Here is a 26,173-nt window from a genome sequence, read left to right as displayed (position 1 = left end):
GCGCTCATGAAGAACGACAAACGTGCCCCGTTGTTCGACCCGCAGGCGCTTCGCGAGCATCTCGTCAACAGCGAATCCGGGTCGGAAGCAACGCCCGTGGCTAACGCGTCCGATGAAACCCGGCGTCTGGCGGACCAGATCGCCTCGCAGCTGCGCGAAGAAAGCTACTCGCCGCGCATGATCGTCGGGCTTCTGCGCCTCTTCGAATTTGCCGGGCTCTTTCTCGGCGCCATCGGCATCTATCTGATCTATGTGCTGCCGCAAGAAGCCTTTGCGATCAGCTACCCGACATCCATGATCATCGGCTCCCTGCTTGCGGTGTTTCTCATCCAGGCGGCCGACGCCTATCAGGTTCCTGCTCTGCGCACCCCCATGCGCACGCTCAAACGGGCGCTCGTCGCCTGGTGTGCGACGATCGCGATCATGGCCTTGGCGGCGTTCTTTCTGAAAATCGGGGAAGAATTCTCGCGCTTCTGGTTTGCTGTCTGGTTCCTCTTTGGCTGCGCCTTCCTGTTCGCCAGCCGCCAGTTCACCGCCTTCGCCATCAAGCGCTGGGCGCGTGACGGCACGATGGAACGGCGCGCCGTCATCGTCGGCGGTGGTGACACCGCCAAGACCCTGATCCGCCAGATCGAACAGCAACCGAACAACGATATCCGCATCTGCGGCCTCTTCGACGATCGTGACGAGGCTCGGTCGCCGAGCATGGTGGCCGGCTATCCGAAGCTCGGCAACACGACCGATCTCGTGGATTTCGCTCGCCGCGCGCGGATCGACATGCTGATCATCGCGCTGCCGATCACAGCGGAAGCGCGCGTCCTGCAGCTCTTGAAGAGACTGTGGGTGCTGCCGCTCGATATCCGGCTGGCGGCCCATACCAACAAGCTGCGCTTCAGGCCGCGCTCCTATTCTTATGTCGGCGATGTGCCGATGCTCGATATCTTCGATCGGCCGATCCGCGATTGGGACTCGGTCGCCAAGCGCATCTTCGACATCTGCTTTTCGCTGGGTGCAATTTTGGTCCTCTGGCCGGTGATGCTGGCGGCCGCGATCGCGGTGAAGACGACGTCGAAGGGTCCGATCATTTTCAAGCAGAAGCGCCACGGCTTCAACAACGAAGAGGTCGAGGTCTTCAAGTTCCGGTCGATGTATACGGAGATGAGCGACCCGACAGCCCTGCTCGCGGTCACGAAGCACGACCCGCGCGTCACCCCGGTCGGTCGCTTCATTCGGCGGACGTCGATCGACGAACTCCCGCAGCTCTTCAACGTTTTGAAGGGCAACCTTTCGCTCGTCGGCCCCCGTCCTCATGCGGTCCTTGCGCAGACACGCGACCGGCTCTTCGTTGAAGTGGTCGATGGTTACTTCGCGCGCCATCGCGTCAAGCCAGGCGTAACCGGCTGGGCGCAGATCAACGGCTGGCGCGGCGAGATCGACAGTGACGAGAAGATCAAGCAACGTACGGCCTACGATCTCTACTACATCGAGAACTGGTCTCTGTTTCTCGACCTCAAGATCCTTTTCCTGACACCGCTGCGCCTGCTCAATACGGAGAACGCCTATTGAGCCTCGTCGGCCACGCCCATGAGACGTTCCGACCGGCGACAGCGCCGGTCTCTCATTCGTTCCGCCTGGTCGGTGCGGCGATGGTGGCGTTGGGCGTCTTCCTCTCCGGGTTCGTCATCAACGAACCGGCGCCCTACGAACTCTTCATGGTGGGCCTCATCGGGCTCTGGGCCGTCTTCGGCATGTCGCTCTCGCGCGCGATCATGCCGCTGGTCGTGCTGCTCATTCTCTTCAATGTCGGAGGAATGATCGCGCTCACCCAGATGGCCAATTTGGAAGGCGGACCGCTCTACATGGCGGTGTCGCTTTTCCTGGCGCTGACGTCGATCTTCTTTGCCGTCATCATCGAAGCCGACCATCGGCGGTTGAAACTCATCTTCATCGCTTACGTCTTCGGCGCGCTGGCGACTGCCATGCTCGGCATTCTCGGTTACTTTGGCGCCATTCCCAACGCGGAGCTCTTCACTCTCTACGATCGGGCCCGCGGGGCGTTCCAGGATCCGAACGTTTTCGGTCCCTATCTCGTCCTTCCGGCGCTCTATCTGATCCACAGTCTGCTGACCGGCAAGATCACGGCCGCTCCGCTGAAACTCGCCGCCCTCCTCGTCCTGACCTTCGCGATCTTCCTGTCGTTTTCACGCGCGGCTTGGGGGCTATACGCGGTCAGCATCCTGATCATGGTCTTCGCCATGCTCATCAGTTCGCAGAGCGCGAAGTTCCGCCTGCGGATATTCACGCTAGCACTCTGCGCCATCCTTGCCATGGTCGGCGCCCTGGCCGTCGCGCTGCAGTTCGATGCCGTGTCCGATCTCTTCACGGTGCGTGCGCAGCTCGTCCAGGATTATGACGGCGCGCGGTTCGGTCGTTTCGAACGCCACAAGATCGGTTTCATCCTGGCAATGGAAAAGCCGCTCGGTGTCGGCGCCGTCGTTTTCGGTACGATCTACGGCGAAGATACGCACAATATCTGGCTGAAGGCGCTGATGGATTACGGTTGGCTCGGCTTCGTCACCTATCTCGGCCTGATGCTCTGGACGCTGACGCTCGGCTTCCGCTACCTGCTGCGCGACCGACCATGGCAGCCATATCTTCTCACGACTTACATCGTCTTCTTCGGGCATATTCTGATCGGCACCGTGATCGACACGGACCACTGGCGCCATTTCTATCTGCTGCTCGGCATTTTGTGGGGATGCTTCGCACTGGAGGCGCGTTTCCAACGCGAGCGCGTCATGTCTTCGGTTTCTTCTGGCGCCCGAGCAGCAACGGCACCAGCGCGGTCAGGATGAAAAGCCGCATGACGTGATGGGCTGCGACGAAGGCCGGATCCGCGTCGAGCAGCACCGCCATCGCCACCATCGCTTCCACGCCGCCCGGCACGAAAGCGATCAGCACCTGCGTCATCGGCAGGCCGAGCGAAATCGCGATGATAGCCGCGAAGGCAGCTGCGAGCGCCGTCGCAAGCACGGTGATGGCGACGCCGGCGGTGACCGAGCTCTTCAGCATCTGCGGCGTAACGCCTGAGAAGCGCGATCCGATCATCGCTCCCATGACCAGAAAGGCCGGCATCTGGAGCCAGTTGGGCATGACGCCGGAAACGAAGCCGGTGAGGTGCGTGAAGGTCGAGACGACCATGCCGCCGATCAGAAGCGCCGCCGGTACCCGCAGTTTCTTGAAGACCAACCCGGTGGCGAGCGACGCGACGAAGATCAGGACGATCGCGAGCGGCTCCATCGTTGCAAGCGCCGTCGGCGGCAGATCCGTGCTGCCGCCCATCGCGGTGATCGCGACGGGCACGATCAGCGTGATCGCCAGAACGCGGATCGACTGCACGATGCTGACCCTGCGGATGTCGGCGTCGAGGTCGGAAGACAGCGACAGAACATACGACAGGTGACCGGGTGCAGCCGAAAGCAGCGCCGTGTTCCGGTCATAGCCATGGATGCGCATCAAGTAGCGGCTCGTCGCGATCATGATGACGACGAGGCTGAGCGCGAGCACGATGAAGCTTGCCGGCCATTGGCGCGCCGTGTCGATGACCTCCGGCGTAACGCCCGTGCCGATGCTCATGCCGATCATGATCAGCGCGAAATTGACGAGCGGCATAGGCAAGGTCAGCCGGGCCCCGGCGACGCCCGCGAGCGACACGGCTGCAGCCGGGCCGGTCAGAAACGGCGCCGGAAAGCCGATGAGCGTGGCGATGGCTGCCCCTACAGCAGCGATCGCGAGAATGATCGCCGTGTCGCTGATCTGCCGCATGGTCACCGGGCTTTGCTCACATCGGGACCGGGTAGCGGCGGTAGATGGCCTGGATGTCGTCCAGCACGTCGTCCCCGAGCGTTACGTCGACGGAGGCGATATTGGTGCGCAGCTGCGCCATCGACGTTGCGCCGATGATGACCGAAGTCATGAAGTGCCGGCTGAGACAGAAGGCGAGCGCCATCTGGGCCGGGTCAAGCCCGTGCTTGCGCGCAACCGCGAGATATTCATCGATGACGGCGAAGGAGATGGCGCCGATGCGGCCGCCGAGATCCGGCGTTGCCGCACGGCGTGTGCCTGCGGGCGTGACGTCGCCCTGGTATTTGCCGGTGAGTAGGCCGGCTGCGAGCGGCGAATAGGCGAGCAGGCCGACATTTTCGTGGTGGGCGAGTTCGCCCAGATCCAGGTCGAAGATGCGCTGCATCAGGCTGTATTCGTTCTGGATGGACTGCACACGCGGCAGGCCGCCGGCTTCCGCGACCTTCAGATACTGCGCCGTGCCCCAGGCGCTTTCGTTCGACAATCCGACATGGCGCACCTTGCCGGCCTTAACGACCTCGTCCAGCGCCTGCAGCGCTTCGGCAATGTCATTCTGCGCCTGCTGGCTGTCCTGCTTGGAGGGGTCGAACGTCCAGGACTGGCGAAAATGGTAGGAACCGCGGTTCGGCCAGTGGAGCTGATAAAGATCGATATAGTCCGTCTGCAGCCGCTTCAGGCTCTCGTCCACCGCCTCGAGGATCCCGGCGCGATCGATCTTGCGACCGCCGCGCACATAGTCCCTGCCCGGTCCGGTGATCTTCGTGGCGATCACCACGTCAGATCGGCGACCGGATCGCGCGAGCCAGCTGCCGATGAAGCGCTCGGTGTCGCCCTTCGTCTCCTTCGACATGGGGTTCGTTGGATACATCTCGGCGGTGTCGATGAAATTGACGCCTTCATCCACCGCGTAGTCGAGCTGCTCGTGCGCTTCGGCCTCGCTGTTCTGCGTGCCCCAGGTCATCGAACCGAGACAGATGGCGCTGACATCAATATCCGTGCGACCGAGCTTGCGGTAGATCATCGGGCATCCTCATGCTTGTCTTGAAAAGCCATGCGGCGGCCGCCACCGGCAAGTTCCCTTCTTGACCAGCCGACACCGCTTTTTCAAGCCCATAGGCGCAAGACGCGACAATCTCCTGCATGGGCACGTGGTTGATCGAACGCCTCGGCGACGCCATGTTCAAAGCGCTGCCAACTGGAACAGGAGATCGCATGTTCATTGCCATGAACCGCTTCAAGGTAAAGTCCGGGTCGGAAACGGCGTTCGAGGATATCTGGAAGAATCGCAGCTCGTCGCTGGCCGACGTGCCGGGATTCAAGGAGTTCAATCTCCTGCGCGGGCCGGTCTACGCGGACGACGGCTACACGCTTTTCGCCTCGCACACGGTCTGGGCGTCCGAAGCGGCGTTCAAGGACTGGACGAAATCTGACGCGTTCCGCCAGGCCCATCGCAATGCAGGCGACACGAAAGCAGAGTATCTCGGCCCGCCGCAGTTCGAGGGATTCACAATCGTCGAGGGGGCATGAGGGTTGGGGGAAAAATGGTCGGAGCGGCGGGATTCGAACCCACGACCCCTTGACCCCCAGTCAAGTGCGCTACCGGGCTGCGCTACGCTCCGACCTGCCTTCGTGAAGGCTCGGACTGTCTAGTCGTTCACCGCGATCAAGGCAAGCCCGCCCGCGCGCAAATTCCGCGGGCGGCACGCACTTCGGCTGACGACTCAGCGAACCTGATCGAGCAGGCGTTTGCACTCCAGCAGATCGTACAGAGCCTCCTGCAGCAGCGCCTTGTTTTCCTTGGAGAGATTGGCACCGTCGGTGGCTGCCGCCTTGTCACCCTCGCCGCCAAAGCCGAAGAATCGGCGTCCGGACGGCACCTTGGCGCGGCCGATGACCTGATCGGGATCGGCGACCTCGACACTTGGCGCATTCGTGGCCGCTTCGGCGGTCAACGCTTCCATCGACGCGACATCGCCATTGCCGACGGCGATGACGAATTTCGGGCCGTTCTGTTTCAGAAGCTTCTGGACGCCTTTAATGGTGTAGCCCTGATCGTAGAGCAGGTGGCGAATGCCCTTCAGGAGCTCGATATCGTCGGGCCGGTAATATCGCCGCCCGCCGCCCCGCTTCATCGGCTTGATCTGCGTGAACCGGGTTTCCCAAAATCGCAGGACATGCTGGGGCAGATCGAGATCGTCCGCGACCTCACTGATCGTGCGAAACGCGTCTGGGCTTTTTTCCATGCCAACCTCCGTCGCAACGAGGGGCACCACAACGAGGGGGCCTAATGACATGCATTTCAATCGCTTGCCGGACTTATTTCAAGCCCCAGCCGCATGTGGTGCACAGAATTCGATGGGGCGACCTTAACGGTCAGGCGGTGGAAGCGATCTTCTGGCCGGTCTGGCGGACCCGATGGGTCTTCAACACGCGCTGCTTGAGCACGTTGGAGGCCTTGAAGGTCATGACGCGGCGTGGCGAGATCGGTACTTCTTCGCCCGTCTTGGGATTGCGGCCGATACGCTCGTTCTTGTCGCGAACCTGAAAGGTGGCAAAGGAGGACAGCTTGACGGTCTCGCCGCGCACAATGGCGTTGCAGACTTCTTCGATGACCATCTCGACCAAGGAAGCAGATTCGGTTCTGGAGAGGCCCACCTTGCGGAATACGGACTCGGCCAGGTCAGCTCTGGTAATCGTTTTTCCGCTCATAATCCCGTTCCGAAATGTCGAAAACGAATGTCAAAACGCTTCTCAATGAATTGAGATTATTGGGCTTTGAGCCACGCGTCAAGGAAGCAGCCCTGCTGCTTTCGGAGCGGTCGCCAATCACCAGCGGACGAGCACGGCGCCCCAGGTAAAGCCGCCGCCCATGGCCTCGAGCAGGACGAGATCCCCCTTCTTGATGCGGCCATCGGCCGCCGCCGTTGCGAGTGCCAACGGAATGGAGGCGGCGGACGTGTTGCCGTGACGGTCGACGGTGATGACGACCTTTTCCGGCGCGATGCCGAGCTTCTTGGCCGAGGCGTCGATGATGCGCACATTGGCCTGATGCGGGACGAACCAATCGAGATCGTCGGAGGTCAGCCCCGTCGCTTCGTAGGAGGCCTCGATCACGTCTGTGATCATGCCCACCGCATGCTTGAAGACTTCGCGGCCCTCCATGCGCAGATGGCCGACCGTGCCGGTGGTCGATGGCCCGCCGTCGACATAGAGCTTTTCCCGGTGGGAGCCGTCTGAGCGCAGGTGAGTCGTAAGAATGCCGCGATCGGCAACCGTGCCCTCGCCTTCTTCAGCCTCGACCACGAGCGCGCCCGCGCCGTCGCCGAAGAGCACGCAGGTGGTGCGATCGTTCCAGTCGAGCAGGCGCGAGAAGGTTTCCGCACCAATGACCAAAGCGCGGCGTGCCATTCCGCCTTTGATGTAGAGATCGGCCGTCGTCAGCGCATAGACGAAGCCCGTGCACACGGCCTGAATATCAAAGGCTGCGCCATGCTTCATGCCGAGGCGCGCCTGGATGTTGACGGCAGTCGCCGGGAAGGTGTTGTCCGGCGTCGACGTGGCCAGGATGATCAGGTCGATGTCGTCCGGCGTCAGCCCTGCATTGTCGAGTGCCGCCCGCGCGGCCGCCTCGCCGAGCGACGCCGTCGTCTCACCCTCGCCCGCAATGTGACGCTGGCGAATGCCGGTGCGCTGGACGATCCACTCGTCGCTCGTCTCGACCACATTCTCGAAATCGCGGTTCTGCATGATGCGCTTCGGCAATGCACAACCCACGCCCCGGACGACTGTTCTGATCATCAATTTTCCCGTTCCGGCCGAGCACGATGCCGCATCAGAGCGCGGCGCCTGCCCGTGCCAACGCCGGTGCCCGGCGAGCATGATAGAGGTTCAAATCCGCTTCGATCTTCTTGCGCAGATCGTTGCGCGCCATGTCGAGCCCGACTTCGACGGCAGCCGCGAAGCCTTCCACGTCGGTGCCGCCATGGCTCTTGATCACAATGCCGTTGAGGCCGAGGAACACACCGCCATTGCCGCGGCGCGGATCCATCTTTTCCTTCAGCCTCTGGAAGGCGTCGCGCGCGAAAATATAGCCGATCTTGGCCCGCCAGGTCCGTGACATCGCGGATTTCAAGTAGGACGCGATCTGGCGCGCCGTGCCTTCAGCGGTCTTGAGGGCGATGTTGCCGGCGAAGCCTTCGGTCACGACGACATCGACGATGCCCTTGCCGAGATCATCGCCTTCGACGAAGCCGTGATAGTCGAGATCGAGGAATTTGGCCTCGCGCAGAAGCCGGCCCGCTTCCTTCACTTCTTCCTGGCCCTTGATCTCTTCGACGCCGATATTGAGGAGGCCGACGGTCGGCCGCTTCACACCGAACAGCGCACGGGCCATGGCAGCGCCCATTACGGAGAAATCGATCAGTTGCTGGGCATCCGCACCGACGGTCGCGCCGACGTCGAGCACGATGCTTTCGCCCTTCAGCGTCGGCCAGATCGCCGCGATCGCAGGGCGTTCGATGTTCGCCATGGTGCGCAGGCAGAATTTGGACATCGCCATCAGCGCGCCGGTGTTGCCGGCGGAGACGCAGACATCGGCCTCGCCGGTCTTTACTGCCTCGATCGACTTCCACATGGAGGATCGCCAGCGACCTTTGCGGAGCGCCTGGCTCGGCTTGTCGTCCATTCGAACGGCGATTTCACATGCTTCGAACCGGCTTGCGGCCTGCAATTTCGGAAAGCGTTCCAGAATCGGCAGGCACTGCGATTCGATCCCGTAGATGATGAACCGCACATCGGGATAGCGCTCGAGAGCCTTCGCAGCGCCTGGAATGACCACCGCAGGGCCTTCGTCGCCACCCATCGCATCGAGGGAAACTGTAATCACGCTATCTCGTCCAATCTGCTTTCGGGGGCCGAATGGCTCCTGAGCGGGGCCGAAAATACTGTTTTTGCGCCGTCACACAACTCGACAGGGGCGAAAAAGAAGCGGTGTCACCAGAATGAGCGGCCGTGGCTTGCTTTGCCGCGGCGCTTTCCATTCTCACTGGCTGTCGCCCTTCCAGCCCTTCAACACGGCGAATGGCGACGGTCTGGCGTCAGCCTCTGTGCCATCGCTTTCGATATGTTCGACGAACCCGACCCCTGGCTTTCGGGGATATTGGTCGATCGACATCGCGGCATATTCCGCGGCGACTGCGCCGGCATCGATCGTATCGCCGGCGAACACCTCCGGCAGATCGGGGGCATCGGCATCGATGATCAGCTCGCCGTTGACGGCTTCATTGCGGGCGAGCTTGGAGCCTTCCGGTACGAAGAGCACCTCGATGTCTTCGTCGATGGTCTGCTCGATCGGCTCCAGAGTCACCACGCAAGCCTGCTCCAGCACAGCGTGCACCGTTCCGAACAGGCGAATGCCGTCACGCTTCCAGCGTACCACGGAGAAGTCGGCAGAGAATTCGCTGACGGAAAGAACGCCCCACGTCTTGGCCAAGGCCGTACGCTCGCGCTCATCCGCCTCCATGCGGACCGTGATCGGGTTTGCCGAGACGTGGCCGACCTTCACGGCAAACGAAAATGGCTGCACGGGATCTCTCATACGGCCTCCTTCACTTCCGGTGCGACGAACGACAGCCGCCCGTCCATGATCGAGGCATCGGACTGGCCGGCGAGATACGCCTCCAGCGCAAACAAATAATCGGCCAGCGCGTGCATGCCTCGTCCCTCGGCGCTGTCGCGGGTAAATTCCAGGGTTGGATGCACATTGCGCGACAGTGCTTCGGACAGCGCAATCCGGTCGCCGGCATTGAGCGCGACGCTGTAGGATTCCACGCGGCCGTAGAACATCTTGGCGAATTTTTTCATGCGCTTCGGCACGCCGGTATCGCCGATGCCGATCTCGCGGATGGAATGATCGATGTCCTGGAAGAAGGTATCGACCATTTCCTGGGTGAAGGCCCTGAGCGGCCCGTCTGAGCGTCCGGCGCGACGCAGAAACAGCACCATATGCGCCGCCACCATCTCGAACCGGCCCATGACCGTGTCAGGGACGCCAAAGCTTTCGTAGAAAACCGGCTGGCGTGCCGCCTCCGTCAGGTGCACATAAGTATCGTCGACGACGCGCTGGTTGGTCTTTCTGCGGCCGAACAGAGAAAAAATCATCAAATCGCCCAGGTCTCGGTTTCTCAAGGAGCCGTGCCCGCCTCGGGCATGTTGCAACTCAACGGCGGCTGGTTTACCGAAGCGAGCCTGAAAAGCAAATGGGCTGCGGTGGCCGACACTGCGCCGTACACTGTCGCCGGCAATTCTTGCAGTGACAGGATCATGAAGGGAGATGTCGTTGACGCGACGGTATTTCAAGTATGGCGGTACGATCCTGCGTGCCGGTGTGGCGGTTGTCGCACTGTCAGGCGCCATGGTCGTCTCGGGTTGCTCGACATCGGAAGTTCTGAAGCAGGGCTACGTGCTCGACGAGGACACGCTGGCACTGGTGCCGGTGGGCTCCAGCCGCGAACAAGTTCTCCTCTCGCTCGGCACGCCGTCCACGACCGCGACGTTCGATAATGACGAGGTCTTCTACTATATCTCCCAGACGCGAAGCCGGGCTGTCGCCTTCATGAAGCCGCGCCTCGTCGATCAGCGCGTGCTGGCCGTCTATTTCACGGCTGAGGGCACAGTTCGCCAGATCGCCAACTACACATTGCAGGATGGTCGCGTGTTCGACCTGATCTCGCGCACGACGCCGACAGGCGGCCGCGATCTCACCTTCCTTGGCCAGTTGCTTGCCGGCCCTGGCGAAGGTGGCAGCGCGATCCCGAACCCGTTCGGCCAGACGAGCGACGGCAACCCTTACTGACGCCGCGCTTCAGTTCTCAAACGAAAAAGGCTCCGAGGGCGACCCCGGAGCCTTTTTCTTTGCCTGTCATCGCGATCAGTGGGCGAGAACTGCCAGAAGCAGCAACGCCACGATGTTGGTGATCTTGATCGCCGGGTTGACGGCCGGTCCGGCCGTATCCTTGTAGGGGTCGCCGACCGTGTCGCCGGTCACCGATGCCTTGTGGGCCTCCGATCCCTTGACGTGCTTGACCCCGTCCTTGTCGATGAAACCATCCTCGAAGGACTTCTTCGCATTGTCCCAGGCGCCACCACCGGACGTCATGGAAATTGCAACGAACAGGCCGTTGACGATGACGCCGAGCAGCGATGCGCCGAGTGCCGCGAATGCCGAGGCCTTCGATCCGGAGATCAGAAGCACGCCGAAATAGACGACGAGCGGGGCAAGGACCGGCAGCAGGGACGGAATGATCATTTCGCGGATCGCAGCCTTGGTCAGAAGGTCGACCGCACGCGCGTAGTTCGGCTTGGATGTGCCGGCCATGATGCCCGGATCCTCGCGGAACTGGCGCCGCACCTCTTCCACGATGGAGCCCGCTGCTCGACCGACGGCGGTCATGGCGATGCCGCCAAAAAGGTAGGGAATGAGACCGCCGAAGATCAGGCCTGCGACCACGTACGGGTTCGACAGGGAGAACGAGATATCGCCCATGTCGGCAAAGTACGGATATTGGTCCGAATTGGCAGCGAAGAACTCCAAGTCGTTGGAATAGGCGGCGAAAAGAACGAGCGCGCCCAGGCCGGCCGATCCGATCGCGTAACCTTTGGTGACGGCCTTCGTCGTGTTGCCCACCGCGTCGAGCGCATCGGTGGAGCGGCGTACTTCCGGCGGAAGTCCCGCCATTTCAGCGATCCCGCCGGCATTGTCGGTGACTGGACCGAACGCATCGAGCGCGACGATCATGCCGGCAATACCGAGCATGGCCGTGACGGCGATACCGGTGCCGAGCAGACCGGCGAGCTGGAAGGTGGAGATGATGCCCGCCACGATGACGATCGCGGGCAGAGCCGTCGACTCCAGCGATACGGCAAGCCCCTGGATGACGTTGGTGCCGTGGCCGGTGACCGATGCCTGAGCGATCGAGTTGACCGGGCGCTTGTTGGTGCCGGTATAGTATTCGGTGATCCAGACGATCAGCCCCGTGACGACGAGACCTAGGATGCCACACAGGAACAGGTTGGTCCCGGTGATGTCCATGCCGTCGACCTGGCCGATCGAGCCCCATCCGATGGTCAGAGACGTGGCTGCTCCAAGGCCGATGATCGAGAGGAGACCGGTCACGAGAAGGCCCTTGTAGAGCGCGCCCATGATCGAGCCGTTGGAGCCCAGACGCACGAAGAACGTGCCGATGATCGACGTGACGATGCAGGCCGCGCAGATCGCCAGCGGATAGAGCATCACGCTGGCCAGGATGTCCGTGCCGGCGAAGAAGATCGCGCCGAGGACCATCGTCGCGACGATGGTGACGGCGTAGGTCTCGAACAGGTCGGCAGCCATGCCCGCGCAGTCGCCGACATTGTCACCGACGTTGTCGGCGATCGTTGCGGGATTGCGCGGGTCGTCTTCCGGGATACCAGCTTCCACCTTGCCGACGAGATCACCGCCGACATCGGCGCCTTTGGTGAAGATGCCGCCGCCCAGACGGGCAAAGATCGAAATCAGCGAAGCACCGAAGCCGAGCGCGACGAGCGCGTCGATCACGACACGGTCGCCTGGGGCAAAGCCCATCATCCCTGTCAGAATGGCGAAATAAACGGAGACACCGAGCAGCGCCAGACCGGCTACGAGCATGCCCGTGATCGCGCCCGACTTGAACGCGATGTCGAGACCAGCCGAAAGGCTGTGTGCAGCGGCCTGGGCCGTGCGAACGTTGGCACGCACCGACACATGCATGCCGATGAAGCCTGCAGCGCCGGAAAGCACGGCGCCGATGAGGAAGCCCACGGCTGCGGTTGCCCCGAGCAGCCACCAGGTCAAAGCGAAAACGACGACGCCGACGATGGCGATGGTCGTATATTGTCTGGAGAGATAGGCCTGTGCTCCCTCGCGGATGGCACCGGCGATTTCCTGCATGCGCGCATTGCCCTGGTCGGCTGCGAGCACCGATTGCGTCGCCCAAATGGCGTAGGCAATCGCAAGCAGGCCGCAAGCAATGACGGCGATCAAAATGCTCATTCCTCTTAATCCTCCTGGTGGTCTTTCCGGCGCGTCATGTCCCCCGACGCCGGCTTCCTCGCGAATCGCCAAGCCACTCGGGCTCCGCGACGCTCGGTCGCAGTGGGCGGGATGATTGCCGTGCGGTCAAGCCCGGTCAAGTGCATTGGACATAAGGAGAAAATTACAGTCGCGGACCGTTCCCGCGGTTGCCGCCGGAGACGCCGCCTCAGGCGGAGGCGAGTTTGCGCCTGTCGCTCACGACCTGCAGGCCAAGCACGAGGAGGCAGAGGCTCGCGACTGGAACCAGGACGAGCGATATACCTTCCCAGCCCCAATGATTCAGCGCGCCGCCGGAAGCCAGCGATGCCACGGCGACCAGCGAGAACAGCACGCCGTCGTGAAAGCCTTGCACCTTGTTCTTTTCCGATTGGCGATAGGTGGCGGTGACCATGGCGGTCGAGCCGATGAACCCGAAGTTCCAGCCGATGCCGAGCAGAACGAGCGCCAGCCAGAAGTTCCAGAGTTCGATGCCGATGAAGGCGATGCAAGCGCAGACGAGCAAGAGCGCAAGGCCGATGCCGACGATGGTCGCTTCACCGAACCGGCGGATGAGATGGCCGGTGAAGAAGCTCGGCGCAAACATCGCCATCACGTGCCACTGGATGCCGAGCGTCGCGATGTCGGGCGAGAAGCCGCAGGCGACCATGGCAAGCGGCGCCCCGGTCATCATGAAGGTCATCAGCGCGTAGGTGCCGACCCCGCACACCATGGCGGTGACGAAGCTGCGCTGGGTGACGATGTCTCGAAGCGGCCGGGGACGGTCGTCAGCCGTCTGCGACGCGGGATCGACGACGGCGTCCTCGCGCTCGCGCAGCATTGACAAGATGATCGCTCCGAGCAAGCCCAGCGCGATCATTGCGACGAAGACGCCGGCGAAGGGCACCGTCGGGAACATTTCGCGGCTGAAGATGACCGTCTGTGGGCCGATCACGGCTGCAAAGACACCGCCGGCAAGCACCCAGGAAATCGCCTGCGCCTTCAGTTGCGGCGGTGCGTTGTCGGCAGCGGCGAAGCGGTATTGCTGAACGAAAGCACCGCCGCAGCCGATGACCGCCAGGGCGAATGCGAAGAACCAGAAGGAGCCTGCCCAAAGGGCTAGCACCGCCAGCCCTCCGCCGGCCGCGGTAAACGCGGCGCCGATGATGAATCCGAGGCGCCTGCCGACCACGCGCATGACGGCCGCCGCACCCAGAGCACCGAGCGCCAGCCCGACCGTGAAGCCGGTAACCGGTGCCGTCGCCAATGATTTGTCGCTGCCGAGAAGATAGAAGCCGGCAAGCCCGCCCATGGAGATCGCCATCGGGGCGGCTGCACCGACCACCGCCTGCGCGGCTGCCAGAACCACGGCGTTGCGGCGCGCGTGCGATGCTATCGATGAACCCTGCCCGCTCATGACGTCACGGGCAGGTTCGCTCATTCCTCCGACGGAGCCTTGTCGGATCTGGAAGGACCACCCTGCGTGGGAGACCGATCGCCGCGCAATTGACGGGCGAGCCTGTCGAGCACCGCATTCACGATCTTCGGCTCTTCGCCGACATAGAACGCCTGGGCGATATCGACATATTCGGTGACGATCACGGCAACCGGAACGTCCTTGCGGGTCGAAAGCTCGAGCGTTCCTGCGCGAAGGATCGCGCGCAGCGTCGAATCGAGGCGCGACAGCGGCCAGTCCATCGTGAGCGCCGATGCGATCAGCGGATCGAGGTTCCGTTGATCGGACACCACGCCCGACACGATCGAGCGGAACCATGCGGCATCCGCCTGCCGGTAGGTTTCGCCATCGATTTCGCGGCCGAGGCGATGGTTTTCGTATTCCGCGATGACTTCCAGCACGCCGGTGCCGGCAATATCCATCTGGTAGAGCGCCTGCACGGCAGCAAGGCGTGCGGCGCCGCGCTGATTGGCCGGCCGTACTTCGCCGGATGAGCGGCCTGAACCCTGTTCTGGACGGTCTTTATCGCTCACTCTGCGTTCAGCCTGTTCTTGACGGCGATCATGGTCAGCGCAGCGCGCGCTGCAAAACCGCCCTTGTCCTTGTCGTCCTTACGTGCCCGCACCCAGGCCTGATCGTCGTCTTCGACGGTCAGGATGCCGTTGCCGATTGCAATCGCCTCGTCGACGGCGAGATCGGTCAGTGCACGGCTGGATTCATTGGCCACGATTTCGAAATGATAGGTCTCGCCCCGAATGACGGTGCCGAGCGCAACGAAGCCATCATACTCGGTCCCGCCCTCGTCTGCTGCGTCAAGCGCCATGGAGATGACGGCCGGCACTTCCAGAGCGCCTGGCACGGTGATCAGGTCGTAGGTTGCCCCTGCTTCGTCCAGAGCCGCCTTCGCGCCCTCCAGCAGAGCATCGGCGAGATCGTCATAGAAGCGTGCCTCGACGATCAACAGATGAGGCTTCTCGGATTGCGCCATGAAACGGGTATCCTTGCGCCGGAAACCGGCGTTGCGAGGGTCATATGGGGGTGGAGCGCGTCAAACCATGTGCCGTCTGCTTTGGCAAGCCTAATCGCCCGCCAAGCGACCTCTCAGGCGGCGAACTCCGCCAACCGTGCAGCGTAGCGCGCCATCTGGTCGATTTCGAGATTGACGCGGTCGCCGGCCTTGCGCTCGCCCCAGGTGGTGACTTCGAGCGAGTGGCGGATGAGCAGCACGTCGAACCGTGCACCATCAACGCCGTTGACCGTGAGCGACGTGCCGTCGAGCGCAACGGAGCCCTTGCGTGCGATGAATCGGGCCAGTTCGGCGGGGGCTTCCAGCGTGAAGCGGGTCGCCTCCCCCTCGCTCTCGACGGAGACGATCGTCGCGGCGCCATCGATATGGCCGGAGACGAGGTGCCCGCCCAGTTCGTCGCCAATCTTGAGCGACCGCTCAAGATTGATGCGCGCGCCGATGGCCCAATTGCCGATCGTCGTCAGCCGCAGCGCCTCTTCCCAGGCCTCCACCTCGAACCAGCGCTCTTCGCCCGGAGCCGAAAGGGCTGTGACCGTCAGGCACGGGCCCGAACAGGCGATCGAAGCGCCGATGTCGATGCCGGCAGGGTCGTAGGACGTGGCGATGCGCAGCTTCAGCCCGTGGTCGAGCTTTTCAGTTGCCAGCAGGCGGCCGATATCCGTGACGATCCCGGTGAACATCAGCGCTCTCTCTTCCATTCTTCGAACCGGTCGCTGCCATAAAGCATCGCCTGCCCTCGTGAAAAGCCCGCCGGCATGGTGGCTGACGTGAACGGAGCGTCAATGCCGTCATCACCGACAGTCACGGTGCCAGAGAAAAGCGCGATCCGATCGGCAAGATCGTCGCGCATGAAAGAAGCTGCAACCGACGCACCGCCCTCGACGAGCAAGGTGTAGACGCCGCGTGCGCCGAGATCGTCCAGAAGCTCCGGCAACGCGATGCGGCCGTTGTGGCGGGCGCAGGCAACGATCTCGACGCCGGCCTTTTCCAGAGCGCGGCGGGCCCGGTCGTCATCGCTGGTCGTTGCGACCCAGAGCGGTACATCGCGGGCGGTCTTTACAAGTTGGCTGTCGAGCGGCAGGCGCAAGTGATCGTCAAGGACGATGCGGGTTGGCGACCGGCGCTCCAACCCGGGCAAGCGACATGTCAGCGCCGGGTCATCCTCGAGCACTGTATTGATGCCGACGAGGATGGCATCGCTTTCGGAACGCATCAAATGCGATTGCGCGCGCGACACCTCGCCCGAGATCGCGACCTGCCCTGCTCCGTTCCGGCCGATTTTGCCGTCGGCCGATACTGCCATCTTCAGAATCACATGCGGCCGGTTGCTTGTGCGCTGCATGAGATAGCCTGCAAGCGCATGCTCGGATGCCTCCGCCAGCACGCCCGGCACGGTTTCGATACCGGCGGCACGCAGGATCTCGAAGCCCTTGCCGGAAACGCGGTGGTCGGGATCCATCGTCGCGGCGACCAGGCGTTTAATCCCAGATCGGGCCAGCGCTTCGGCGCAAGGCGGCGTTCGGCCGTGATGTGCGCAGGGTTCGAGCGTGACATAGGCTGTCGCGCCGCGGGCCCGTTCGCCGGCTTCGGCCAGCGCCGCGGCTTCTGCATGGGGCCTGCCGCCAAGCGCAGTCACCCCGCGGCCGACGATGACGGGGCCATGATCCGTTTCGGCAACGATCAGCGTCGCGACTGAAGGATTGGATCCGGTCAGGCCGGAATGGCGCAGCGACAGCCGAACTGCGGCTGCCATGAAGCGACGATCGTCGGCCGTCACCTCGGCGCCGGCCAAACGATCAGTCATTCGCAACGCTGGTGTCCGCATTGATGCGGGCGGTCAGTTCGTTGATGACGTTCTCGAAGTCTTCGGGACCGGAAAAATCGCGGTAGACCGAGGCGTAGCGCACGAAACCGACATCATCGAGCGCTTTCAGCGCCTCGATAACCAGAAGCCCGATCTGCTCGGACTGGATATCCTGCTCGCCGGAGCTTTCGAGGCGCCTGACGATGGCCGAGACGGCACGCTCGATTCGGTCGCGTTCGACCGGGCGCTTGCGCAGCGCGATTTCGAAAGACCGCATGAGTTTGTCGCGGTCGAACGGCACGCGCCGACCGGTCTTCTTGACGACCGTCAGCTCGCGGAGCTGCACCCGCTCGAAGGTCGTGAAGCGGCCCCCGCAATCCGGGCACACGCGACGGCGGCGGATGGCTGCACCATCCTCCGCCGGACGCGAATCCTTGACCTGGCTGTCTTCCGACGAGCAATAGGGGCAGCGCATCAGGCCAATCAGCCCAAATGTGGGTAGATCGGGAAGCGATCGGTCAGCGCGATCACCTTGGCCTTTACGGCTTCCTCGACCTTGGCATTGCCTTCTTCCGAATTGGCTGCCTTCAGGCCGTCGAGCACTTCGACGATCAGGCGGCCGATTTCACGGAACTCGTCCTTGCCGAAACCGCGGGTCGTGCCGGCCGGCGTGCCGAGGCGAACGCCGGAGGTGACCATCGGCTTTTCCGGATCGTCCGGCACGCCGTTCTTGTTGCAGGTGATGTAGGCACGGCTGAGGGCGACTTCTGAGGCCTTGCCCGTCAGGTTCTTCGGACGCAGGTCGACGAGCATCAGGTGCGTGTCGGTGCCGCCCGAAACGATCTGCAGTCCGCCCTCGACCAGCGTCTCGGCGAGAACGTTGGCGTTTTCGACGACCTGTGCGGTGTAGTTGCGGAACTCAGGCGTCAACGCCTCTCCGAATGCCACTGCCTTGCCGGCGATGACATGCATCAGCGGGCCGCCCTGGAGACCCGGGAAAACGGCCGAGTTGATCTTCTTGGCGATCGCCTCGTCATTGGTGAGGATGATGCCGCCGCGCGGACCGCGCAGGGTCTTGTGGGTCGTGGACGTCGCCACATGCGCGTGCGGGAACGGGCTTGGGTGCTGTCCACCGGCGACGAGACCGGCGAAATGCGCCATGTCGACCCAGAGATAGGCACCAACTTCATCGGCGATCTTGCGGAAACGGGCAAAATCGATCTGGCGCGAATAGGCGGAACCACCGGCCACGATGATCGCGGGCTTATGTTCGCGGGCCAGTTCCTCGACCTGGTCATAGTCGAGCAGACCGGTCGACGAGACCACGCCGTATTGAACGGCATTGAACCACTTGCCGGAAAGGTTGGGCTTGGCGCCATGGGTCAGGTGACCGCCGGCGTCGAGGCTCATGCCGAGAATGGTGTCGCCTGGCTTCGACAGGGCAAGCAGCACGGCCTGGTTGGCCTGGCTGCCGGAATTCGGCTGCACATTGGCATAGCCGCAATCGAACAGCTTCGTGACGCGCTCGATGGCGAGTTCTTCGGCGATATCGACGAACTGGCAGCCGCCGTAATAGCGCTTGCCAGGATAGCCTTCGGCATATTTGTTCGTCATCACCGAGCCCTGGGCTTCCAGGACGGCGCGCGAGACGATGTTCTCGGAGGCGATGAGTTCGATCTCGTGACGCTGGCGCTCGAGTTCCTTGCCGATCGCGCCGAAGATCTCGGCATCGGCTTCGGCAAGCGAGCGATTGAAGAAAGCGTCGGCGAAACGCTTGGCGGAAGCCTGGGATGCAGTGGACATGGGCCCTGAAGTCCTTTCGCTCTTGACGTGGCGCCCTCTTAAACCCGGCGGGCATCGAGAGCAATATGAGCAGCCCGGACTGCGGCACTTTCGCAGCGCTCATTCGCCCTTCAGGCAGCCAGGTGCGGATGATGCCCCCGCCGGTACGCGGCACGAAACTCCCTGGGCGTCATTTCGCGACGCGATTTGAAGATGCGGTTGAAAAGCGCGAGATTGCGGTAGCCGACCTCGTCGGCAATCACATGGATCGGGCGATCCGTATCGATCAGCAGCGAACACGCATGGCCGATGCGCAGTTGCGTCAGATATTCCAGCGGCGTCAGGCGCGTCTGGCGACGGAACATGCGGTGGAGCGCCGACTCGCTGAGGCAGGCGATCTCGGCAAGTTCCGCAATGGCGATCGGCGCGCGGTGGTTGGCGTGAAGATGCTCCAGCACCTTGTCGATGCGCGGTCGATCGGCGTCGGAGGCGGCGACGAGTGCGCGGCCGGGGCTCGCCAGCAGGCTGCGGTGATCGTCGCGGGTCAGCCGTGCGAAGACCGAAAGCAAACGCACAAGCCGCTCGTCCGCTCGCAGTCCCACCAACGCCTCGAGGTCCGGCCGCACCGCAGCAGCGATTTCGGGAGAAAAACAGACCGCACGGTCTGCTTCAGCAAGCAGATGGCGCAGGGCCGCCATCTCGGTGAAGAGGGCTGTCAGGGATCCCGCCCAGGCTTCGGTGAACTGGATGACCAGAGCGCGATGCGGTCCGGCGGCATCGATTTTGTCGCTGGACGCCCAGCTATGGGCCAGCCCCGGTCCCAGCAACACAAGGTCACCATCGTCATAGGCGCCGATATGATCGCCGACATAACGGTGACCGCGGCTGTTCAGCGTCAGGGTCAGCTCGTATTCGGGGTGATGGTGCCATTCGAAGGGGATGCCGTCCGGTAGGACGCGATCGAGGAACGCCCAGGACGCGCCATCGGATTGGCGGATCTTCTCCAGAAACGGCCTCATAAACGCGCCCTCCTCTCAAGCGACGCCAGTATCCTACCAGAATCGGCCAGAACACGACAACATGCGTTTGGTGGACCGCGTAATCTCTCGCCATCGTCATCATGTTGACTCGATGGGAGGGAGACCATGAACCAAGCAGCCCTGAAGCAGCCGGCCGTCGAAGAAGACGATGGCCACGGCGATCACCCCCAGGCCATGGGCGTCACGACTCAGCTCAAGGACATCGAAAAAACCCTGCCGCTTCGCGTCCTTTCAGATGACGACTGGAAGCACTGGACGACCCGCGGCTACGTCATCGTGCGCGGTGCCGTTCCCAAGGAACAGTGCGACGCGGTCATCGATATGTTGTGGGAGTTTCAGGAGATGGATCGTCACGACCCGTCAACCTGGTACAAGCCGCAGCTGCGCGAATACAAGATGAAGGAACTGAACAACGCCGGCATGGTGGAAGTCTACAACCACCAGACGCTCTGGAATAATCGCCAGACCCAGCGCGTCTACGATGCCTTCGTCGACATCTGGGACCGTGAGAACCTGTGGGTCGCGATCGACCGCGCCAACCTCAATCCGCCGAACAAGGCAGCGCGTGCCGCCCAGCAGGAAAACGGCTTCATCCATTTCGACGTCGACACGTCGGTGCGGCCCTTCCCCATCAGCGTGCAGGGCGTGCTTTCGCTCGCCAAGCAGGACAAGGAAACGGGCGGCTTCCAGTGCGTGCCGGATCTCTTTGCGGAGCTCGAAGAATGGTGCGACCGCCAGCCGGAAGACCGCAACCCCTTCAAGCCCGATACCACCGGCTACGACATCATCAATATCGACATGGAGCCGGGCGACCTGCTCATCTTCAACTCGCTGCTTGCCCACGGCGTGCGACCGAATCGCTCGGAAAACCGCGTGCGCATGGCACAATACATCTCCATGTTCCCCGGCAATTTCGACAACGATGCGGTGCGCGAAGAGCGGATCCGTCTTTGGCAGGAGCGCGAAGCGCCGAAGGGCAACCCCTTCCCCGGCGATCCGCGCGAACTGGAGAAGCAGAACGCTATCGCCGAACTCAACCCGCTCGGCCGCAAGCTGCTCGGTCTCGATCGCTGGTAGGCCGAAACTAAATCCCCGATGAAAGAAGGGCGCCGCAAACGCAGGCGCCCTTTTTCGTTCAATCCGCCTGCCGCCGAATTAAGGTTTTGTTGAGCATGAGCGGCTTGATCGCGTTGGATTGAATCGAAGGCAGGTTGCGCCTTGGAACGGTCTCCCGATGATGCGTGTTGTCTGCCGGACAGCAGATCGGACGGAGACTTTGAATGACTCGTACTTTCGCATACGTAGGAAATGCTACCTCAAATCCACACTTCTCGGCGCATTAGCGTTGATCATTGCCACGATAATCGGGCTCGTCGTGGAATTTTTTACCCCGTCAGCACGTGCACTGATTCGCTACGAATCGCTGGTGACGTGCACTCTGACCTTGGAGAGCGGCCGCTTTGTCGCGACCGAACCTTGTGCGGCACGCACACGGAATGTTCCGGCGTCGCCGCACTGAGTCCCATCCTGAAAAGCAAATGGCCGCCTTTCGGCGGCCATCAGAAATTGAAGCTTGATCGGAAAGATCAGCCTTCCTGCATCGCCAGTTCCGGCGCGCCATCTCGCTTGTAAATATCGTCGCGGAACTGCACCACGCGGTCGGACGTCGCCCAAGCCGTGATGTAGGTGAAATAGACAGGCACCGGATTGTTGACGGCAATCGGATTGATCTCGCGCGTTGCGATGACCTGCTCCATACGCTGACGGTTCCAGCCCGGCGTGTCGCGCAGGATCCAGAGCGACAGGTCGCGCACGTTCTGCACACGCACGCAGCCCGACGAATCGAAGCGAACCTCGTTGAAGAACAGGTTCTGCTGCGGCGTGTCGTGCATGTAGACCGCATGCTCGTTGTGGAAGTTGATCTTCGTCGAGGCCATGGCGTTGATCGCGCCCGGGTCCTGCCGGAACATCAGATTGGGCGCCTTGGCGGCGTTCCAGTCGACCGAGGACGGCGGAACTTCGTTGCCCTGCCCGTCGAACAGGCGGATGCTGTTTTCCGTCAGGTAGTTCGGGTTCTGCCGCATCAGCGGCATGATGTCTTTTTCAATGATCGAACGTGGCGCAGTCCAGGTCGGGTTGAGAATGACCTCGTGGATCTGCGACGTGAGGATCGGCGTCTGCCGATCGATCTTTCCGACCACGGCCGTGTGGCGCGAAGTGACCTGGTTGCCCTCAACTGCCTCGATTGCTGCGGCGGGAATATTGACCGCGACGTGACGGGGACCGAGATCACCGGCCATCGTCTGCAGGCGCACGACGTTGGTTTCGAGCTGGCCAAGACGGATGTCGGCCGGCACGTTCAGCGCTTTGAAAGTCAATTCGCCCATGACACCATCCGGCGGAAGGCCGTGGCGAGCCTGAAAGCGCTTGACCGCGCCATCGACGTAGGAATCGAAGGCCATCGACATGCCGGCGTCCATCGGCAGATCGCCGGAGACCATGAGGCGCTGACGCAGTGCCTGGACAGCCGGATCGGTCGCGCCGAGCTGCAGGCGGGTTTCGGGCACGTAAGGCCAGCCGCCGTTGCGCACGATGTTCTGATAGTCGATCAGAGCAAAATTCGTGTTATTGACCGTGTCCGGGCTCAGCACCGGAACCGTCGAGCTCACCTGCTCCACGCCGCGCGTTCCGCGCGCATCGAACTGGTCGTCCCAGTTGCCGCGCCGGGGCGCGTTCAGGATATTGTCGAGCACCGTCTGGGCGCTGGCGGCACCGGCGAAGGCCGTCGCTCCCACCATGGCTGCGCTGGAAAGAAAAGCACGGCGTGAAAGCCGCTCAGATCCGTTTTTCATCGACATTGACCACACCATCACATTCGGGACGTTCTTGACGCACAGCCCAGAGGCTAGCACCCGTATAGTTAATGAAACGAAACCCTGAAAAGCTGCCGGCTTGCGGTTGCAATCACAAATTCGCGAGCACGGACACTTGAGGATTTCGGCGAGCTGCGTGGCAGACTTGATCGCCCCGTTTGCCCTCTTGGACGCGAGAGTTGTCATCGCAATATGGCCAATTCATGTTTCAGGAATGGCCGGGAATGGGTGTGGACGAGGCCTGGCACGATGCGACCAAGGCCGTTGCAAGACTGCAACTCAAACGACCTGCGACCCCCGATCGCGACAGCAGGGAAGCTGCAACGATCGGAGGTCGGGACCGGAGGTGGTCGAAGGTCAGGTCGCCTTAGAGGCGGTAGAGGATCTGGTCGTTCCAGAACCGGTCGAGGCGCTGCATCAGCTTGTTCATCTTCTCGAAATCGTCGGTGCCGATGCCGCCGACCTGTTCGATCGAGCCGATGTGACGGTCGTAGAGCGCGCCGACGACCTTGGCGATCTCGTTGCCCTTGTCGGTCAGGCTGACGCGGACCGAGCGGCGGTCGATGCGCGAGCGCTGGTGGTTGATGAAGCCGAGATCGACCAGCTTCTTGAGATTGTAGGAAACGTTGGAACCGAGATAGTAGCCGCGTGAGCGAAGCTCGCCTGCGGTCAGCTCCGAATTGCCGATGTTGAAGAGGAGCAGCGCCTGGACGGCGTTGATGTCGCTTTGGCCCTTGCGGTCGAACTCATCCTTGATGACGTCGAGCAGACGGCGGTGAAGACGCTCCACGAGCTGGAGCGATTCCAGATAAAGATTGCGAAGAGCACCTTCGCGGGCCTGCGTTTCGTTCGACTGCAGCTTTGCCTGTGCCATTGTTTTCGAGCCTCTCCGTGATCCCTGTTGGCGGCTGTTGTTTTCTTCCGCCTTGGAGAGACCCTATCGAATACCCATAAAATTGGACTTAAAGGCTAGCATTAACAGCGCCTTACCGAAGCGTCTCCGTGTGTCAGAGTGAATCAACTCTTACCGGTCGACGTGAGCGTAGCTTTTCGACGTAGAGCACGCCCCGGAAAGCGGCATAGATCGCTATGACCGCGAGGTGCAGCGCGACGACCACGAGGTTCTGGCCGAAAAGCGATGGGAAGCCGAGATGCATGGCGATCTCGGTAGCCGCGGCGCAGAACCAAATGACCGGCCCCCATGAGACCGGCATCCAGAGGCCGACGGCTGCCACCGGAAAGAGAACCGCAAGCGCGGTGGCAGCGACCCGCCAATGGATGGGCATCAGATCGAAACGCCAAAGTTCGCCGCCATAAAGGCCGGACAACAACGCCCAGTAATGCAATGCCGACACCAGCGCGCCGATCGCAACCAGCCGCTGGAAGATGTTGAACAGCCGGAAGGTCAGCGTTTCCCTCGGTCGCGCATCGCTCTCAAGCAGCATCGTCTGATTTCCGTCATTCATCGTCGCCCGTGTGTGCCACGCGACATCGAGACGCTCAAGGCGCAATGCCATGCGGGTAGTGGCGCGATTGCGGCTGTGCTATGCCCGGCCAGCCGCAGCATCCGCTGCCAGAAGCTCACAATCGCACCCAGGAGCCGGCCATGAACAGGCACGTCACCTCCCCCGGTACAGGTCACCAGGCCGGCACGAACGTGGTCGACGACATCACCGGCCATCGGCGCATGCGCCGCAACCGCAAGGCAGACTGGACCCGCCGCCTTGTGCAGGAGAACCGGCTGACGGTGGACGATCTGATCTGGCCGATCTTCCTGATCTCCGGCGAAAACCGTCGCGAAAGCATCGACGCCATGCCGGGCGTGGAACGCCTGACGGTCGACATGGCCGTGGAAGAAGCCAAGCGCGCCGCCGATCTCGGCATTCCGGCGCTCGCCACTTTTCCGAACATCTCCATGGATCGTCGCGACGAGACGGGTTCGCACAGCCTGGCGAGCGACAATCTGATCAACGAGGCGACGCGGGCCATCAAGAAGGCGGTGCCGCATATCGGGATCATCACCGACGTGGCGCTCGATCCCTTCACCAGCCACGGCCATGACGGCATCCTCAAGGACGGTCAGATCCTCAACGACGATACCGTGTCGCAGATCGCGCAAGCGGCCGTGATCCAGGCCGATGCCGGTTCCGACATCATTGCACCATCCGACATGATGGATGGGCGCATCGGCGCCATCCGCCGCGCGCTTGACGAAGCCGGGCACCAGAATGTGGGGATCATGTCCTATGCGACGAAATTCGCCTCCGCTTATTACGGACCCTACCGCGAGGCGATCGGTACAGGCGGATTGCTGAAGGGCGACAAGCGCACCTACTATATCGATCCAGCGAACAGCGACGAGGCGGTGCGCGAGGCAGCGCTCGACGTCGAGGAAGGCGCCGACATGCTGATGGTGAAACCGGGCCAGCCCTATCTCGACATCATCGCGCGGCTGAAGGATGCGTTCGCCATGCCGACCTTCGCCTACCAGGTATCGGGCGAATATTCGATGATCCGGGCTGCGGCTGCCAATGGCTGGATCGACGGCGAAAAGGTGATGCTGGAAAGCCTGCTCGCCTTCAAACGCGCCGGTTGCGACGGAATCCTCACCTATTTTGCACCGGAAGTCGCGACGCTCTTGGCGCGGCGATGACGTGATTTCGCAACTCGTTGAATAAGGCCACCGCCCTCCCCACATCAGTGCTGCCCGATAAGGGGTGTGCCCGGTTAGGGTGTGAACGAGGACGGATTGGACGATGACGACGCAGGCCCATATTGACGAAGCCGTACCGCTGCAGACCGGCGCACTGGACGACTGGCGTTCCTACGAAGGCGTGCGCACCCGGCGCATGCTGGCTTTCTGCATCGATTACACGATCATTCTTTTGCTCAGCATTCCCGTCGCGGTCATCGTGTTTTTCATTGGCCTCCTGACGCTTGGTCTTGGCTGGGCACTTTATGGCGTGCTCTTCGCTCTCGTCGCCCTGCCCTACGTGGGCTTCACCATGGGCGGACCGAACCAGGCAACGCCCGGCATGCGGTTGATGGGCATCATGGTCGCCCGCACCGACGGGCGTCCGGTCGATACGATGCTGGCCATGGTGCATGCCGTGGTCTTCTGGGCCGGCAACGTCATTCTGACGCCGCTGATCCTGCTGGCGAGCCTCTTTCTCGACCGCAAGCGGCTGGTTCACGACATGCTGCTCGGCACCGTCGTGCTCCGCACCAGCGCGCTTCGCTGA

Annotated in this window: 27 protein-coding genes and 1 tRNA gene; 7 read left to right on the top strand and 21 right to left on the bottom strand. The window is 62.3% G+C overall.

Annotated elements, in window-relative coordinates:
• The first annotated feature begins 6 nt into the window (after window positions 1–6).
• Window positions 7–1,566, top strand: coding sequence for an undecaprenyl-phosphate glucose phosphotransferase (locus GC125_RS10125; protein ID WP_151985560.1), 1,560 nt, complete (start codon window positions 7–9; stop codon window positions 1,564–1,566).
• A gap of 80 nt (window positions 1,567–1,646) precedes the next feature.
• Window positions 1,647–2,855 (top strand): O-antigen ligase family protein, encoded by a 1,209-nt coding sequence (locus GC125_RS10120; RefSeq protein WP_151987777.1) that lies wholly within the window; start codon window positions 1,647–1,649, stop codon window positions 2,853–2,855.
• Here the strand turns inward: GC125_RS10120 and GC125_RS10115 are convergent.
• Together GC125_RS10115 and GC125_RS10110 are read right to left on the bottom strand one after the other, a co-directional pair.
• On the bottom strand, window positions 2,797–3,825 hold the full coding sequence (locus tag GC125_RS10115; RefSeq protein ID WP_151985559.1) for an AbrB family transcriptional regulator: 1,029 nt from the start codon (window positions 3,823–3,825) through the stop codon (window positions 2,797–2,799). The two genes, GC125_RS10120 and GC125_RS10115, sit on opposite strands and share 59 nt — an antisense overlap.
• A gap of 16 nt (window positions 3,826–3,841) precedes the next feature.
• Complete coding sequence (locus GC125_RS10110; protein ID WP_151985558.1) at window positions 3,842–4,885, bottom strand: aldo/keto reductase; 1,044 nt, start codon at window positions 4,883–4,885, stop codon at window positions 3,842–3,844.
• Window positions 4,886–5,076: 191 nt separating this feature from the next.
• Here GC125_RS10110 and hmuQ point away from each other — a divergent pair, with 191 nt between their 5' ends.
• Window positions 5,077–5,391 carry a heme-degrading protein HmuQ gene (gene hmuQ, locus GC125_RS10105; protein ID WP_151985557.1) on the top strand — a complete coding sequence of 105 codons (315 nt, stop codon included), beginning with the start codon at window positions 5,077–5,079 and terminating at the stop codon, window positions 5,389–5,391.
• A gap of 15 nt (window positions 5,392–5,406) precedes the next feature.
• Here the strand turns inward: hmuQ and GC125_RS10100 are convergent.
• From GC125_RS10100 to GC125_RS10070, 7 genes are all read right to left on the bottom strand, one after another.
• Window positions 5,407–5,483, bottom strand: a tRNA-Pro gene (locus GC125_RS10100).
• A 102-nt stretch (window positions 5,484–5,585) separates the two neighbouring features.
• Window positions 5,586–6,107, bottom strand: a complete 522-nt coding sequence (locus GC125_RS10095; RefSeq protein ID WP_151985556.1) for a MerR family transcriptional regulator — start codon at window positions 6,105–6,107, stop codon at window positions 5,586–5,588.
• Window positions 6,108–6,237: 130 nt separating this feature from the next.
• A complete protein-coding gene (locus GC125_RS10090) occupies window positions 6,238–6,573 on the bottom strand; it encodes an integration host factor subunit alpha (RefSeq protein ID WP_151985555.1) in 336 nt (111 codons plus the stop codon).
• A gap of 117 nt (window positions 6,574–6,690) precedes the next feature.
• Window positions 6,691–7,662 carry a beta-ketoacyl-ACP synthase III gene (locus GC125_RS10085; RefSeq protein WP_151985554.1) on the bottom strand — a complete coding sequence of 324 codons (972 nt, stop codon included), beginning with the start codon at window positions 7,660–7,662 and terminating at the stop codon, window positions 6,691–6,693.
• 34 nt (window positions 7,663–7,696) lie between these two features.
• A complete protein-coding gene (gene plsX / locus GC125_RS10080; protein WP_151985553.1) occupies window positions 7,697–8,749 on the bottom strand; it encodes a phosphate acyltransferase PlsX in 1,053 nt (350 codons plus the stop codon).
• Window positions 8,750–8,905: 156 nt separating this feature from the next.
• On the bottom strand, window positions 8,906–9,460 hold the full coding sequence (locus GC125_RS10075; RefSeq protein WP_151985552.1) for a YceD family protein: 555 nt from the start codon (window positions 9,458–9,460) through the stop codon (window positions 8,906–8,908).
• On the bottom strand, window positions 9,457–10,221 hold the full coding sequence (locus GC125_RS10070) for a ubiquinol-cytochrome C chaperone family protein (protein WP_353617074.1): 765 nt from the start codon (window positions 10,219–10,221) through the stop codon (window positions 9,457–9,459). The genes GC125_RS10075 and GC125_RS10070 overlap by 4 nt, the downstream gene beginning before the upstream one ends.
• On the opposite strand from GC125_RS10070, the gene GC125_RS10065 reads away from it, so the two are divergent.
• Entirely contained in the window at window positions 10,202–10,717 is a 516-nt protein-coding gene (locus GC125_RS10065) for an outer membrane protein assembly factor BamE (RefSeq protein WP_502706049.1), read from the top strand. The genes GC125_RS10070 and GC125_RS10065 overlap by 20 nt on opposite strands.
• Before the next feature lie 75 nt (window positions 10,718–10,792).
• On the opposite strand, the gene GC125_RS10060 is transcribed toward GC125_RS10065, so the two are convergent.
• The 9 genes from GC125_RS10060 to GC125_RS10020 all read right to left on the bottom strand — a co-directional run bounded on the left by GC125_RS10060 (window position 10,793) and on the right by GC125_RS10020 (window position 20,037).
• Window positions 10,793–12,931 carry a sodium-translocating pyrophosphatase gene (locus GC125_RS10060; protein ID WP_151985550.1) on the bottom strand — a complete coding sequence of 713 codons (2,139 nt, stop codon included), beginning with the start codon at window positions 12,929–12,931 and terminating at the stop codon, window positions 10,793–10,795.
• A 208-nt stretch (window positions 12,932–13,139) separates the two neighbouring features.
• On the bottom strand, window positions 13,140–14,390 hold the full coding sequence (locus GC125_RS10055) for an MFS transporter (protein ID WP_286165458.1): 1,251 nt from the start codon (window positions 14,388–14,390) through the stop codon (window positions 13,140–13,142).
• The gene (gene nusB / locus GC125_RS10050; RefSeq protein WP_151985549.1) at window positions 14,387–14,938 is read right to left on the bottom strand and encodes a transcription antitermination factor NusB; all 552 of its coding nucleotides are present in this window, start codon (window positions 14,936–14,938) and stop codon (window positions 14,387–14,389) included. The genes GC125_RS10055 and nusB overlap by 4 nt, the downstream gene beginning before the upstream one ends.
• The gene (gene ribH / locus GC125_RS10045) at window positions 14,935–15,393 is read right to left on the bottom strand and encodes a 6,7-dimethyl-8-ribityllumazine synthase (protein ID WP_151985548.1); all 459 of its coding nucleotides are present in this window, start codon (window positions 15,391–15,393) and stop codon (window positions 14,935–14,937) included. Before ribH ends, nusB begins: the two co-directional genes overlap by 4 nt.
• Before the next feature lie 113 nt (window positions 15,394–15,506).
• Window positions 15,507–16,112: a riboflavin synthase gene (locus GC125_RS10040; protein ID WP_151985547.1), complete on the bottom strand. Its 606-nt coding sequence runs from the start codon at window positions 16,110–16,112 to the stop codon at window positions 15,507–15,509.
• On the bottom strand, window positions 16,112–17,236 hold the full coding sequence (gene ribD, locus GC125_RS10035; RefSeq protein WP_151985546.1) for a bifunctional diaminohydroxyphosphoribosylaminopyrimidine deaminase/5-amino-6-(5-phosphoribosylamino)uracil reductase RibD: 1,125 nt from the start codon (window positions 17,234–17,236) through the stop codon (window positions 16,112–16,114). The genes GC125_RS10040 and ribD overlap by 1 nt, the downstream gene beginning before the upstream one ends.
• Window positions 17,229–17,711, bottom strand: coding sequence for a transcriptional regulator NrdR (gene nrdR, locus GC125_RS10030; protein WP_151985545.1), 483 nt, complete (start codon window positions 17,709–17,711; stop codon window positions 17,229–17,231). Before nrdR ends, ribD begins: the two co-directional genes overlap by 8 nt.
• Window positions 17,712–17,719: 8 nt before the next feature.
• The gene (gene glyA / locus GC125_RS10025) at window positions 17,720–19,039 is read right to left on the bottom strand and encodes a serine hydroxymethyltransferase (protein WP_151985544.1); all 1,320 of its coding nucleotides are present in this window, start codon (window positions 19,037–19,039) and stop codon (window positions 17,720–17,722) included.
• A 110-nt stretch (window positions 19,040–19,149) separates the two neighbouring features.
• The gene (locus GC125_RS10020; RefSeq protein ID WP_151985543.1) at window positions 19,150–20,037 is read right to left on the bottom strand and encodes an AraC family transcriptional regulator; all 888 of its coding nucleotides are present in this window, start codon (window positions 20,035–20,037) and stop codon (window positions 19,150–19,152) included.
• Window positions 20,038–20,163: 126 nt separating this feature from the next.
• Here GC125_RS10020 and GC125_RS10015 point away from each other — a divergent pair, with 126 nt between their 5' ends.
• On the top strand, window positions 20,164–21,135 hold the full coding sequence (locus GC125_RS10015; protein ID WP_151985542.1) for a phytanoyl-CoA dioxygenase family protein: 972 nt from the start codon (window positions 20,164–20,166) through the stop codon (window positions 21,133–21,135).
• A gap of 509 nt (window positions 21,136–21,644) precedes the next feature.
• Here GC125_RS10015 and GC125_RS10010 read toward each other — a convergent pair.
• From GC125_RS10010 to GC125_RS10000, 3 genes are all read right to left on the bottom strand, one after another.
• Window positions 21,645–22,916, bottom strand: a complete 1,272-nt coding sequence (locus GC125_RS10010) for a L,D-transpeptidase family protein (protein ID WP_151985541.1) — start codon at window positions 22,914–22,916, stop codon at window positions 21,645–21,647.
• A gap of 382 nt (window positions 22,917–23,298) precedes the next feature.
• Window positions 23,299–23,805: a transcriptional regulator LdtR gene (gene ldtR, locus GC125_RS10005; protein ID WP_151985540.1), complete on the bottom strand. Its 507-nt coding sequence runs from the start codon at window positions 23,803–23,805 to the stop codon at window positions 23,299–23,301.
• Between the two features lie 133 nt (window positions 23,806–23,938).
• A complete protein-coding gene (locus GC125_RS10000) occupies window positions 23,939–24,448 on the bottom strand; it encodes a DUF6163 family protein (RefSeq protein ID WP_353617073.1) in 510 nt (169 codons plus the stop codon).
• 89 nt (window positions 24,449–24,537) lie between these two features.
• Between GC125_RS10000 and hemB the strand changes: the two genes are divergently transcribed.
• Complete coding sequence (gene hemB / locus GC125_RS09995; protein WP_151985539.1) at window positions 24,538–25,584, top strand: porphobilinogen synthase; 1,047 nt, start codon at window positions 24,538–24,540, stop codon at window positions 25,582–25,584.
• A gap of 103 nt (window positions 25,585–25,687) precedes the next feature.
• The gene (locus tag GC125_RS09990; RefSeq protein WP_151985538.1) at window positions 25,688–26,173 is read left to right on the top strand and encodes an RDD family protein; all 486 of its coding nucleotides are present in this window, start codon (window positions 25,688–25,690) and stop codon (window positions 26,171–26,173) included.

It is taken from the genome of Rhizobium sp. EC-SD404, assembly GCF_902498825.1.
In the GTDB taxonomy this organism is placed as follows: Bacteria; Pseudomonadota; Alphaproteobacteria; order Rhizobiales; family Rhizobiaceae; genus Georhizobium.
This window is presented reverse-complemented; position numbering and strand designations above follow the sequence as displayed.